Below are 12782 nucleotides of genomic sequence, written 5' to 3' on the forward strand. Positions count from 1 at the left end.
TTCCCCCCTTATTTACCTGAAGCTAGACGCATTGCAGCTCAGTGGAACTGCTCCTCTTCGGTGGAGCCAGCCAGAGCCTTGACGCTGGACGAACCGCCTTGGATCACGGTGGTCACGTCGTCGAAGTAACCTGCGCCCACTTCCTGCTGGTGCGACACAAAGGTGTAGCCCTTGTCGCGTGCGGCGAACTCGGGTTCCTGGATCATTTCCACGTAGTGCTTCATGCCCTCGCCGCGAGCGTATTCGTGGGCGAACTTGAAGGTGTTGTACCAGTTGCTGTGGATGCCAGCCAGGGTGATGAACTGGAACTTGTAACCCAGGGCCGACAGGTCTTCTTGGAAGGAAGCGATCTGGCTGTCGTTGAGGTTTTTCTTCCAGTTGAACGAAGGCGAGCAGTTGTAGGAGAGCAGCTTGCCAGGGCAGGCAGCGTGCACGGCCTGGGCAAACTCACGGGCAAAGCCGATGTCGGGCACGCCAGTCTCGCACCACACCAGGTCGGCGTAGGGAGCGTAGGCCACGCCGCGGCTGATGGACTGCTCCAGGCCGTTCTTGACGCGGTAGAAGCCTTCTTGCGTACGCTCACCGGTCAGGAAAGCCTGGTCGTTCTCGTCGTGGTTGCTGGTGATCAGGTTCGCGGCTTCGGCGTCGGTACGGGCCAGAACGATGGTGGGCACGCCCATCACGTCGGCGGCAAAGCGGGCCGCAATCAGCTTCTCGCAGGCTTCACGGGTGGGCACCAGCACCTTGCCGCCCATATGGCCGCACTTCTTCACGGCGGCCAGCTGGTCTTCGAAGTGCACGCCGGCAGCGCCTGCCTGGATCATGTTCTTCATGAGCTCGAAAGCGTTGAGCACGCCGCCGAAGCCGGCTTCTGCGTCGGCCACGATGGGCAGGAAGTAGTCGATGAAGTCCTTGTCGCCAGGGTTGATGCCCTTGCCCCACTGGATTTCGTCAGCACGCTTGAAGGTGTTGTTGATGCGGCGCACCATGGTGGGCACCGAGTCATAGGCGTACAGCGACTGGTCGGGGTACATGGTCTCGGAGGTGTTGCCGTCGGCAGCGACTTGCCAGCCCGACAGGTACACGGCCTCCAGACCTGCCTTGGCCTGCTGCATGGCCTGGCCGGCGGAGATGGCGCCGAAGGCGTTCACATAGCCCTTCTTGGAGCTGCCATTGATCTTGTCCCACAGCACTTCGGCACCGCGCTGGGCCAGGGTGTATTCAGGCTGCAGGCTGCCGCGCAGGCGCACCACATCGGCGGCGGAGTAACCGCGCTTGACGCCCTTCCAGCGGGGGTTGGTGGCCCAGTCCTTCTCAAGGGCGGAGATCTGCTGTTCGCGGCTCAGTTGCTGGTTCAAGGATTGGGGCATGTCGTACTCCTGGAAATGATGGAAAGAGTCAGCTGGGTAGTTAACTGGATGATCTGAGAGCAGCCGTTTTCTGGCTACCTTGAGAACAAGTTTAAGTCTTATACAAGACTAAATCCATGTCTTATGTCTTATACAAGACTAAAATTTATTTGTTAAAAAACAATGGTTTAGAATTATTTTTCTCAATGCAAAATTGAATTTCTTGTATTGAGAAATTTTTCCGCATTGCAGCATTTCAATTTCCCACATTATGGAAACGTAACTTCATAGTGCGAAAACCACCTCTTCCAGCGTTCTTGCCCCAAAAGGCTCGCGCTGGCATGCGCGCCCACAAAAACAAAGTGCAAAGCGCCAGCTTCTCAGCGCGTGCTTACGATCGCCTCGGTGACACACCCGCGTAGAGATCGTAAAAAAGGTCGTAAGAACGTGTTTACGATCTCTACGCTGCCGCGTTGGAGCGCAATCGGGATGAGTTCAAAGCGATGGGGCGCAGCTTGCACCGGGGTGCAAGCAAGCCACAGCGCGAAGAAATCGCCCGATTTCGCTCCAACCCTTCGGGCCAGTGCCTTTGCGGGCGGTCTACAGCGTTGCGAATCCTCGCAATAGCACAGCTATTGCTGCGGTATCGCGCCTTGTATCCCATCCCGCACAGACACTGGCGCGGCACCGAGGAGATCGTAAACACGTTCTAAGCACGCTCGGGCTGGCACAGCCTCAGGCCTGCTGTTCATTGCAACCACCGTGACCACGGCCAGAGCTTTCCCGAAGGACAATTCCCAGCCAGCCAAGCCCCGACCTTCAGGCCAGTCCTGCCAAGTGAATTGGCTGCCATCGGGCCCGGCAAGTCCATCAACAAGACAGGACACAGGCTTGCGTCTGCACAAAGAGGGTCAGCCAGGCCTCTCGTGAAAGCGGCTTATGGCTTGTCCAGATCAATAGGCTGGTCATAGACCACCATGCCATCGGCATCGGCATACAGCCAGTCGCCGGGACGCACCCAGACACCTTGAATCTGCACAGGTACATCGCGCAGGCCCTGGCCCTTTTTGAGGGTGGGCATGGGATTGAGTGCCAGTGCACGTATGCCCACCTGCGCGGCGTTGAGCTCGGCCACATCACGCACGCAGCCATAGACCACGATGCCGCTCCAGCCATTGCGCTCGCCGAGAACCGCCAGATTGCCCCCGACCAGAGCCCGACGCATGACGCCGCCGCCATCCACGATCAGCACCCGCCCCTGCCCTGGCTCTGTCAAGGCTGCGCGCACCAAGCTGTTGTCGTCCAGGCACTGGACTGTGCTCACGGCCCCGGCAAAGGCCTGCAGGCCGCCAAAGGATTGAAACAAGGGGGGCAAGACACGAAATCGGCCATCAGTGTCTTCAAGGCGCGCATCGCACATGTCGCAAGTGCTGAAATTCGTCGTTGGCATAGTGTTCATCTCCTGATTGTCCGGCACCTCAATGCTCCGGCTCAGTCTCCATCGTGCCATGGCGTCAGAGGTGCGAGAGCGGGATTTCGCCCCGCCACGATGCTCAAGAAATGCAAAATCGCCCTAAAAAGCGGGCTGGAGCAACAAATCGAGGCAAAAAAACAGCGCTCCAGCTTGGAAGAGCGTTTTTTTCCCATTAGCATCGGCCTGCCAGTGGATAGCAGCTGTTTTTCGCTGGTGAAATCCACTCCCAACAAGGAACAAGCAATATGGCAACTGCAAAAAAAGCAACGGCAGCCCCCGCTGCCCCCGCAAAGAAGCGCACTCCTAACGCCGCTTTCATGAAGCCCCTGACTCCCAGCGCCGCCCTGGCCGCCGTCGTGGGCTCCACGCCTTTGCCCCGCACTGAGATCATCAGCAAGCTGTGGGTCTACATCAAGGCCAACAACCTGCAAGACGCGAGCAACAAGCGCATGATCAATGCCGATGCCAAGCTCAAGGAAGTCTTTGGCAAGCCCCAGGTCTCGATGTTCGAGATGGCAGGCTTGATCGGCAAGCACGTCAAGTAAGCCGAAAGGCCATGGCGGGGCAATGGCTCCGCTTGCGCTCAAACCGGCCCAGCGCCGGTTTTTTTTCGCCTGACACGCGGTCAAGCGGGCCTTGCCAGCACAAGCTCGGCGCGGGATTGATCATGAATAATGCAGCAACCCCTGATTGCCACATGGATCTGTATTGCAAATGCGATAAATTCTCATTTATAATTTATTCATCCTAACCATAGCCAGCCACTACTGCCTGCTGCCATGATTGTTTGTGTTTGCCGTCGGATTTCAGATCGAGAGATCGCACGCCATGCCCGCGCGGGCATGAGCTTTGATGAAATCCAGTTCGAGCTCGGGGTTGCCATGCAATGCGGTCGCTGCGAGAGCTGCGCGCGCGACGTGGTAAACCAGTGCTGTGCCACCCAGCCCGTGGCAGCCATTCACAACCAGGCGCAGACCGTGCAGCTTGCCAACTCTATTGTGGAGAGCAAAGCATGGCCTTCTTCTCAGCACTTGTCGGCAGTTTGATTCTTGTGGTTGCATGCACTTGGTGGACTCTGCGCCGCTGAGATCCATCATTGCCGTGCGCCAGCCAGGCGGCCTCGCCGCCACTGGCCGCACCTCTCGCTTTTATGACCCAGTCTGAACGTTTCCCCCCGGCTTCGAATTTTGGCCGCAATGCCGTAATCGCTGGCTCTGTGATTGCCTTCCATGCAGCAGCCCTGTGGGCCATGCAAAATGGTTTGATCAAGCAGGCGCCTCAGGATTTGATCGTGCCAGCGGAGGTGATTGCTGAATTCATAACGCCGCCAGCCCCCGAGCCCGCGCCGCCCGTTCCTACACCGCCACCGCCTCCTGCGCCTGCGCCCAAGCCCCAGGTCAAGAAAGCAGCCCCCCTTCCCAAGGCGATTGCCGACCCCAAGCCGGCCCCGGCTGCCCCTCAAGGCGCCCTGGAGGAGGATCCCGTGCCGGATCCGTCACCCGCACCACCGGCTCCTCCCGCACCGCCCGCCCCCCCGGCGCCGCCAGCCCCTCCTGCACCACCCGCACCTCCCAGGATCGAGCTGCCGTCCAGCAATGCCGCATATCTGAACAATCCCCGTCCGAGCTATCCGTCCATCAGCAGGCGAATGGGCGAGCAAGGCAAGGTGGTATTGCGCGTTCTCATCGACGAAAGCGGCGCCCCGCAGAAAATCGAAATCAACAAGTCCAGCGGATACGAGCGTCTGGACCAGCAGGCACTGGAAGCGGTCAAACGCTGGAAGTTCGTGCCTGGCAAACGTAACGGTGTTCCTGAAGCCATGTGGAACATCGTGCCCATCAATTTTGTTCTCGAGTAAAAGCTTCAGGAGTATTCATGGATTCCCAATTCGGCATCGCCAATGTCTGGACGCAAGGCGACTTCGTCACGCGCGCCGTGGCCATCATCTTGCTGGTCATGTCCGTGGCCTCCTGGCTGGTCATCGTCATCAAGGCGCTGGACATAGTCCGCTTCAAGAAATACGCGCGCAAGGCACAGGATTTCTGGCACAGCCCCGATCTCGCAGAAGGCCTGCAAAAGCTTGGACAGGACAAGGCCAATCCCTTCCGCCATCTGGTGCTTGAAGGGCGTGAGGCCACGGCCCATCACCGCAAGACCAGTGCCCATCTGCACGACACGCTGGACATCAGCGACTGGGTCACGCGCTGCCTGCGCAACAGCATCGGCGAATTCACGGCACGCCTGCAATCGGGCCTGGCGATTCTGGCCTCGGTGGGTTCGACCGCACCCTTCATTGGCTTGTTCGGCACGGTCTGGGGCATCTACCACGCGCTCGTGGCCATCGGCTCCTCGGGCCAGTCCACGATCGACAAGGTTGCGGGTCCGATCGGCGAGGCGCTGATCATGACGGCCCTGGGTCTGGCCGTGGCCATTCCTGCGGTGCTTGGCTACAACGCCCTGGTGCGCGGCAACAAGTCCATCTTGAACAACCTCAACAGCTTTGCCCACGATTTGCACGCCTACTTCGTGACCGGCACCCGCGTCTGCGTCGACGGTCAGGCCCAGGGCAATGTGCTGCCCCTCAAGAAAGGCGCCTGAGCCATGTCGTTCGGAACCATGGACGAATCCGATGAGGTGATGAACGAGATCAACATGACGCCCCTGGTCGACGTCATGCTGGTGCTGCTCATCATCTTCATCATCACCGTGCCCGTGATGAAGCACTCGGTGAACGTGGACCTGCCGCGCGCCGCCAACCAGCCCGAGGAGCTCAAGCCCGCCACCGTGCGCCTGGCCGTGTCCTCCGACGGCCAGTACCACTGGAATGGCGTGGACATCAGCGACGAGCAGCTGGAGCAGAATCTGCAGGCCGAGGCCATCAAGGAGCCCCAGCCCGACCTCCACATCCAGGGCGACAAGAGCGTGCGCTACGAACGCGTGGCCCAGGCCATGGCCGCAGCCCAGCGTGCAGGCGTGCGCAAGATCGGTTTTGTGACCGACCCGGCCAAATAACAGCAGCAGGCCCGGCCTTGCAGGCCTGGTCTCCAATCCGGCCCAGTCCGGCAACGGCCCTCTGGGCCGTTTTTTGTTGTCGGCAATACTTTCAGAAGCCGCAGCACCACCGCCGTGCTCAATCCCTTCGCCCAGCCCACAGGCCCGCATGATGGCCGCGCACAAAGGCCTCTTCCAGCACCGAGTAGCCGGCCCAGTCCGAGTGCGCAAACCACAGTCGCCGCGTTCCCGGTGTGGGCAGCAGGCTCACCGGCTCTCCCTGACATAGCGCCCTGCCCTTGCCATGCAAGGCCTGCAAGGCCACGGCACTCAGGTGCTGCTGATCTCCGGGGCGCGGTATGGCCATGGCATGGCCGTAGCGCGTGATTTCCATGCGTGTGGCCTGGTGCAGCAAGTCGGGGTGAGGCCTCAGCAGGCTTGGCACGATGCGCTCGCGCCAGAACGCAAACGGCTGTGCGAGCAACTGCCGACGGCCATCAGGCCAGTCTCCCAGGGCCTGGTAGTAGCTGAGCACCGTCGGCCGGGGCGTGAGCCTGTCCAGATTCTGGTGGCCCGCATCCACATAGCCGAGGCCACCGGTGTTGGGGTCGTCGAACAGCACGTTGTCCCAGGCCGGCGGTGCGCCCGGCCAGTCCATCAAGGGCTTTTGCAGATGGACATTGGCCACCAGCCAGGGCGCCCAGTCGAGGCGGCCCGCGACAGAGCGCAGAAACTGCGGCGCATCGCGCACCACGCGTGCGGCCACAAAGCTCGGCAAGGCCACCACACAGCGCGCGGCCAGCCAGCGCTCATGGCGCGCCCTGCCGTGGTGATAGGTGTCGATCTGCACCCCATCCGCCGCCTCGGCAATCGCCAGCACGCTGCAATCGGTCTGCAACCCGGTCGCGACCAGACCCGCCAGCAGTTGCTGCACCAGCCAGCCATTGCCCTGAGGCCAGGTCAGCACGGCCGAGCCGGCCTCCTCTGCCTCACGCCCTTCCTCCAGCGGCTGCGGTGTGGCAAAGCCGTGGCGGCTGGCAAAGTAGTGCACGCCGGCCCAGGCCGAGACCCGGTTCAGACCGGCGCCGAAGTCATCGCGGCAGCAGTAATCCAGATACCACAGCAGTTGCGCATCATCCAGGCCCTGCGCACCCAGCCAGCCGGCCATGGTCTGTGCGTCAAGCCCGGCATGCGAGGCCGGCAGCCCTGCATGCCGCTGCCAGACACGTATGGAAGGGATGGCGAATGTGGCCCGGCGCATCTCGCCCGCAATGCAGGCCGCAAAGCGGCGGTACTGCTCCAGGGTCTGCGGCTGCACGCCGTCCACGGGCAGCAGGCCTTCATGCCAGCCGCCCTGCCAGAACAGTCTTTCCTGGGGGCTGTGGCACAGGTGGCGTTCGTCATACTGCCAGCGTCCGGCGCGGCGCTCGCGCAGGCCCAGCTGCTCCAGCCAGTCCTGCACCTCGCTCGCATCGTCGCCGGGCAGCGGCAGGTAATGCGCCCCCAGCGGACAGGCCACGCCCTGCACCTCGCCTGCACGGCTGTTGCCGCCCATGCTTTCCTGCAAATCCAGCAGGACTGCCCCCTGCACGCCCGCAAGCTCCAGCGCACGCGCAGCCGCAAGCCCGGCCATGCCGCCGCCTGCGATCAGCACGGGCGCACGATGGACCACGGCGGGCGGCGGCAGATCCAGGCCCTGGGCCAGGCGCTGCCACCAGGGTTTGAGCGCATGGCCGCGCTCCACGGCCTGGCCCGTGAAGCCGCCTGGCAAGTCCTCGATGCGGGGTGATGGCTGGGTGCAGCCGGCATGTGCCGCCAGCCCCGGCATGCCCATGAGGGCCCTGGCGGCCGCACCCGCCGAGGCCGATTGCAGCCACCGGCGCCGGCCCGGCGAAGAAGGCACGGACATGTGCGAGCTCCTCAAGGCGCGACCTTGCCCCATTCGCGCTCGTAGGTATGGACCAGCACCTGGTTGGACAGGCGGTTGACCTCGGCAGGCACGCGTGCCATGTCCAGCGGAAAATCAAACATCAGCGCCATGCTTTGCGGGCTCAGAAAGCGCAGGCCCGAGGGCAGCGCCTCGGGCAGACGCCAGGGCCTGCGGCTGGCGATCACAAAGCCCCACTCGCCAAAGCTGGGCACATGGGCGTGGTAGGGGCGGGTCGTGAGGCCAATGGATTCCACGGTCTGCACCACGGTCCAGAAGCTCTGGCGCGCGATCAGGGGCGAGGTGGTCTGGATCACCGCATAGCCGCCGGCCGCCAGGCGCTTGTCCAGCAGCGCATAAAAGCTGTTGGTGAACAGCTTGCCGATGGCGAAGTTCGTGGGATCGGGAAAGTCCACGATGAACACATCGAACATCCCGCCCTCCTGCTGCAGCCACTGGAAGGCATCGGTATTCACGATGTGCACACGCGCATCGCTCAGGGCATGCTGGTTGAGCGCGCCCAGCATCGCATGGGTCTTGAAGGACTCGGTCATCACGGGATCGAGCTCGACCAGGGTCACCGACTCCACCGACGGGTACTTGAGCACTTCGCGCACGGCCATGCCGTCGCCACCGCCCAGCACGGCCACGCGCCTGGGCGCGCCATGCGCGGCCATCACGGGGTGGACCAGGGCCTCGTGGTAGCGGTACTCGTCGCTTTGCGCAAACTGCAGATTGCCGTTGAGATAAAGCCTGGCGCCCTGGCGTCCTTGCGTGACCACGATGCGCTGATAGGGCGAGCTGCTGGAGAGCACGATGCGGTCCTGGTAGAAGTGATCGTCGGCCAGGCGCGTCAGATGTTCGGCCCCCCACAGCCCCAGGCCCAGAATGCCCAGCACGGCCGCGCAGGCCAGGCCATGGGCGCGCGGGCGGCGCAGTTCGTGACGGAACAACGCCAGCGCCCACACGGCCACGGCCGCATTCATGAAGCCGAACAGCAGGCCTGTGCGCACCAGGCCGAGCTGGGGCACGAGCAGCAGCGGAAACGCCAGGGAAACAGCCAGCGCGCCCAGGTAGTCAAAGGTCAGCACCTGGGAGACCAGATCCTTGAAGGCCACGTTGCGCTTCAGAATGCGCATGACCAACGGAATCTCCAGCCCCACCAGCGTGCCCACGAGCAGCACCAGCCCGTAGAGCAGAAAGCGGAACGCCCCCGGCACATAGGCATTGGCCAGGAACAGCACGGCCGGCAAGGCCCCGCCAATCAGCGCCACCAGCAGCTCGATACGCAGAAAATGCGCAGGCAACTGGTGCTCGAAATAGCGCGACAGCCACGAGCCTATGCCCATGGCAAACAGATAGGTGCCGATGATGGTGGAGAACTGCAGCACCGAGTCCCCCAGCAGATAGGAGGCCAGTGCGCCGGCCGCAAGCTCATACAGCAGGCCGCAGGCCGCGATGATGAAGACGCTGGCCAGCAGCGCCACATCGATGGGCCGGGCCCCAGTGCCCGGCTTGGCGATCGATTCCGTCAAATGGACCTCGGTGATTGAAAATGCGAATGGCTGGGAAGCCTCTCACCCCCGCCCTGTCCCCCAAGGGGTGAGGGCGCCAGGCCAGCGGCCCAGCGCACACAACGGGCGCGACCCAATCCAGGGACGCTCAGCAAGGGCCGCGCAGCAAAGAGCGTCGTCCCCCTGGGGGGAAGGCGCCGAAGGCGACTCAGGGGGGATTAATGAATCGCCGCAGCCACGATGATGCTGATGCCCAGGCACATGGCCGCGACCACCATGGCCAGGGCCTTGTTGTGCTTTTCCACGATCTCGGCCCACAGGTCCACGGGCGTGATCTTGTCGATGATGATGAAGCACAGCCAGAACACCACCACGCCGACCAGGGCGTAAACAATCGAGCCGAAGAAGACCGAGGGATTGAACCAGTTGAAATTCATGATGTGTTTTCCTTTGCTCTACTTGTGGCTGCCGCCCGAGGTGAAGCCACCCCAGGAGCCGCCACGGCTGCGGGTATAGCTGTTGCAGTTGCCGCTCTGGTTGACGAGCTGGCCCGAGGCATCGACGACCCGCCCCTGGCCGGGCTCGCAGTCCGTGCGGGTGCAGGCCTTGATCGCGAACAGGCTCATCAGCAGCACTGCAAGACCGATGAAGATGACCTTGATGGTCAGGCGCCCGCCTGACGAGATGCCGACCTGGGAGCGGTCGAGCAGGTGACTCACGCCGAAGGCCGCAGACAGCGTCGTCACCGAGACCGCCGTGCCGTGGCTCCAGGTGACTTCGCCCTTTTCGTTCTCGCTGGACAGAAAGGCCTTGCTGCGCTCGCCCACGCTCACATAGTCCACATTCTGCGTGATCTGCCCACGCCGCACGGGCCAGTAGAACTCGCCCAGCGCATACGTGGTCTCGGCCGCATAGCTCGACTCCCGCACGTACTGGCGCTTGAGGTACTTGGCCTTGTCGCGGCGCCTGTTGAGCTGGGGCAGGCCCGTGGTCACGCGCGCCATGCTCCAGCCGTCCAGGGAGTCGATCAAGAACGCAAAGCCGGCCTTCTGGTTGTAGAGCAGATACTCTTCCCAGCCAAAGCTCTCGTCGTCGCCGGGCTCCTTGCCCATGCGGTGCTGAAAACCCACGACCTGCCATTGCAGGCCTTCGAGCATGCCCTTGCTGCCCATGGGAATCGAGGGTCTTACGGGCTCGTGCTGCTCGGCATAGGCAAGCTGCTGGCCCATGCCCTGTTCCAGATCGATGAGCGAGCCGCAGCTCGGGCAGCTCAGACTCTTGGTCGATGAAAAGCGCACGGGAACGCCGCCGCCGCACTTCGGGCAATTGAAGTGCCGGCCCTGCTCGCCCTTGATCGACGGGCCTTCGCGCAGGCCCTGCATCTTCAGATCGGCGAGCTTCACGGGCCCGCCCAGGCTCAGGCTCGGCGGGCCGCCGTCAAACTCCAGCGACAGCACCTGGCCTTGCTCGCTGCGCAGCTCCACCACCTGGAAAGGCTTGCCGGGCTCGGGCAGTTGTGCAAGCTGCCCCTGGGCCGACAACAGGTGCACGCTCTGCACGCTGGTCACGCCAAAGGTCTTGCCGCCCAGCTCCAGGCTGCGGCCCAGGCGCCATTCGCGGGGCTCGAAGCGCTGGATCTGGTGCTGCGGCGTCCAGGGCCAGGACCAGACGAACTGGCCGTTATCCTCGCTCAGATAGCCCAGGGCCCCGTCGCTGAGCGCGGCAACCCACTCGCTCCAGACCCCGGCCCGGCTCTTGAGTTGCAGCCGCCCGACCAGGGTAAAGGGCTCGGAGCGGCCGTCGCGCTCGACCGAGCCCGAGGCACCGATGCGCATCGGGCTGTAGTCCTCGAAAACCTCGGCCATGGAGCCCTTGCGCTGCAGCACCTCGCCCTGACGCAGCACGGTGCTGCGGCAGAACTCACAGATCGCATAGCTGGCCTGGGCACTGGCGAACTCCACAGGCGCACCACAACCGGGACAAGGGGCGCGATAAATGCGCTCGTAGGAGCTGGTGGCCATAGTGGGGGCTATGAATAAAAGAGCTTGGAGCGCTTGATATGTAAGGAACTCAAGTTTAAAACATGCTGAAACTCAGATACAGCACGCGCTAACAGCTTCTTTTTCAAGAGCGCCCGCAGTTCTGGTGCAGCCTGCCTCAGCCCTTTTTGGAGCCTGTGCCTTTGGGTGCCGCGCCAGCCTTGGCGGCCTCGCCCTTCTTCTGACCCAGCTTGGACTCCTTGCCGGCCAGCAGGCGCTGGATGTTCTCGCGGTGGCGCCAGATCAAGAGCGCGCTCATGGCGATGATGGCCGCCGTCACCGGCGTCTCCGCATACCAGACCAGGCCGCTGGCCAGCAGATAGAACACGGGAGCAAACACCGCCGCAACCAGCGAGGACAGCGACGAGTAGCGAAACAGCACGGCCATGGCCAGCCAGACCAGGGCCACGGCCAGCCCCAGCCAGCCGTTGATGCCCAGCAGCACGCCCAGGGCCGTGGCCACGCCCTTGCCGCCCTCGAACCTGAAGAACACCGGGTACAGGTGACCCAGGAAGGCCGCCACCGCCACCAGGGCCAGCGTGCCCTCATGCAGGCCGAAGTCCGCGCCGAACCAGTGCACCAGGGCCACGGGCAGCCAGCCCTTGGCCGCATCCAGCAGCAAGGTCACGGCCGCAGCCGCCTTGCTGCCCGAGCGCAGCACATTCGTGGCCCCGGGATTGCCGCTGCCATAGGTGCGCGGATCGCTGAGCCCCATGGCGCGGCTCACGATGACGGCAAAGGAAAGCGAGCCTGTGAGATAGGCGGCCACGGTGGCGATGAGAGGGTAGAGCGCGTTCAATTCCTGTCCTTGTCCACGATAAAGGCTGCGGCCAGCCCCTTTGGAGCCGGCCGCAGCCCTGAATATTCAAAAGCGTTTGAAGCGCCTATTTTGCCAGCGCCCCGCACAGCGCCCATGCATGCAGCACAGGCCCGAGGCGCTGCACCGGGCGGGCGCAAGCAAAAGCTATTCCTGCAATGCGCACTGCACGGCCTGGGCATCGAGCAGATCGAAGCAGTCGTGCGGCGCCAGCTGCACCAGAAAACCGCGCCTGCCGCCATTGATGGCAATGCGCGGCAGATCGAGAATGCTTTGCTCCATGTACACCGGCATGGCACGCCGCGTGCCGAACGGCGAGGTGCCGCCCACGAGATAGCCGCTGTGGCGGTTGGCCACCTCGGGCTGACAGGGCTCCACGCTCTTGGCGCCGATCTGGCGCGCGAGATTCTTGGTCGAGACCTTGCAGTCGCCATGCATGAGCACGATCAGCGGGCGCGCATCCTGGTCCTGCATGACCAGGGTCTTGATCACCATGTGCTCGTCCAGGCCCAGGCTGGCCGCACTTTGCGAGGTGCCGCCATGCTCCACGTAGTCATACGGGTGCTCGCTGAATGCAATCTTGTGAACGCGCAGCATCTTGGTGGCCGGCGTCTCGCTGACATGGGCATTTTTCCTGGTCATTTTTCTGAGTGAAGTTCCGCGCCCAAGAC

14 protein-coding genes are annotated in these 12782 nt (G+C 63.0%); 6 read left to right on the forward strand and 8 right to left on the reverse strand.

Annotation, left to right across the window (positions count from 1 at the left end):
* Window positions 1-38: 38 nt before the first annotated feature.
* A complete protein-coding gene (gene aceA / locus G486_RS0106925) occupies window positions 39-1370 on the reverse strand; it encodes an isocitrate lyase (RefSeq protein WP_027014886.1) in 1332 nt (443 codons plus the stop codon).
* 916 nt (window positions 1371-2286) lie between these two features.
* Window positions 2287-2808, reverse strand: coding sequence for a ribonuclease E activity regulator RraA (rraA, locus tag G486_RS0106930; RefSeq protein ID WP_027014887.1), 522 nt, complete (start codon window positions 2806-2808; stop codon window positions 2287-2289).
* A 90-nt stretch (window positions 2809-2898) separates the two neighbouring features.
* Here rraA and G486_RS24265 point away from each other — a divergent pair, with 90 nt between their 5' ends.
* The 6 genes from G486_RS24265 to G486_RS0106955 all read left to right on the forward strand — a co-directional run bounded on the left by G486_RS24265 (window position 2899) and on the right by G486_RS0106955 (window position 5835).
* Entirely contained in the window at window positions 2899-3144 is a 246-nt protein-coding gene (locus G486_RS24265; RefSeq protein WP_169728580.1) for a hypothetical protein, read from the forward strand.
* Window positions 3069-3368 carry an SWIB/MDM2 domain-containing protein gene (locus tag G486_RS0106935; protein WP_027014888.1) on the forward strand — a complete coding sequence of 100 codons (300 nt, stop codon included), beginning with the start codon at window positions 3069-3071 and terminating at the stop codon, window positions 3366-3368. The genes G486_RS24265 and G486_RS0106935 overlap by 76 nt, the downstream gene beginning before the upstream one ends.
* Window positions 3369-3602: 234 nt before the next feature.
* A complete protein-coding gene (locus tag G486_RS0106940) occupies window positions 3603-3869 on the forward strand; it encodes a (2Fe-2S)-binding protein (RefSeq protein WP_027014889.1) in 267 nt (88 codons plus the stop codon).
* Window positions 3870-3973: 104 nt separating this feature from the next.
* Window positions 3974-4681, forward strand: coding sequence for an energy transducer TonB (locus G486_RS0106945; protein ID WP_034386852.1), 708 nt, complete (start codon window positions 3974-3976; stop codon window positions 4679-4681).
* A 17-nt stretch (window positions 4682-4698) separates the two neighbouring features.
* Window positions 4699-5421: a MotA/TolQ/ExbB proton channel family protein gene (locus tag G486_RS0106950; RefSeq protein ID WP_027014891.1), complete on the forward strand. Its 723-nt coding sequence runs from the start codon at window positions 4699-4701 to the stop codon at window positions 5419-5421.
* A gap of 3 nt (window positions 5422-5424) precedes the next feature.
* Window positions 5425-5835: an ExbD/TolR family protein gene (locus G486_RS0106955; RefSeq protein WP_027014892.1), complete on the forward strand. Its 411-nt coding sequence runs from the start codon at window positions 5425-5427 to the stop codon at window positions 5833-5835.
* A gap of 118 nt (window positions 5836-5953) precedes the next feature.
* On the opposite strand, the gene G486_RS0106960 is transcribed toward G486_RS0106955, so the two are convergent.
* The 6 genes from G486_RS0106960 to ybaK form a co-directional block, all read right to left on the reverse strand.
* On the reverse strand, window positions 5954-7723 hold the full coding sequence (locus G486_RS0106960; protein ID WP_027014893.1) for an NAD(P)-binding protein: 1770 nt from the start codon (window positions 7721-7723) through the stop codon (window positions 5954-5956).
* An 11-nt stretch (window positions 7724-7734) separates the two neighbouring features.
* Complete coding sequence (locus G486_RS0106965) at window positions 7735-9276, reverse strand: polyamine aminopropyltransferase (protein WP_051303242.1); 1542 nt, start codon at window positions 9274-9276, stop codon at window positions 7735-7737.
* 197 nt (window positions 9277-9473) lie between these two features.
* Entirely contained in the window at window positions 9474-9692 is a 219-nt protein-coding gene (locus G486_RS0106970) for a DUF350 domain-containing protein (protein ID WP_027014895.1), read from the reverse strand.
* A gap of 18 nt (window positions 9693-9710) precedes the next feature.
* Window positions 9711-11276, reverse strand: coding sequence for a DUF4178 domain-containing protein (locus tag G486_RS0106975; protein WP_027014896.1), 1566 nt, complete (start codon window positions 11274-11276; stop codon window positions 9711-9713).
* A gap of 136 nt (window positions 11277-11412) precedes the next feature.
* Window positions 11413-12093 carry a glycerol-3-phosphate 1-O-acyltransferase PlsY gene (plsY, locus tag G486_RS0106980; RefSeq protein ID WP_027014897.1) on the reverse strand — a complete coding sequence of 227 codons (681 nt, stop codon included), beginning with the start codon at window positions 12091-12093 and terminating at the stop codon, window positions 11413-11415.
* Window positions 12094-12258: 165 nt separating this feature from the next.
* A complete protein-coding gene (ybaK, locus tag G486_RS0106985) occupies window positions 12259-12753 on the reverse strand; it encodes a Cys-tRNA(Pro) deacylase (protein ID WP_027014898.1) in 495 nt (164 codons plus the stop codon).
* Between the last annotated feature and the right edge of the window lie 29 nt (window positions 12754-12782).

Origin of the sequence: Comamonas composti DSM 21721 (genome assembly GCF_000429845.1) — a bacterium.
Classification (GTDB): Bacteria; Pseudomonadota; Gammaproteobacteria; order Burkholderiales; family Burkholderiaceae_C; genus Comamonas; species Comamonas composti.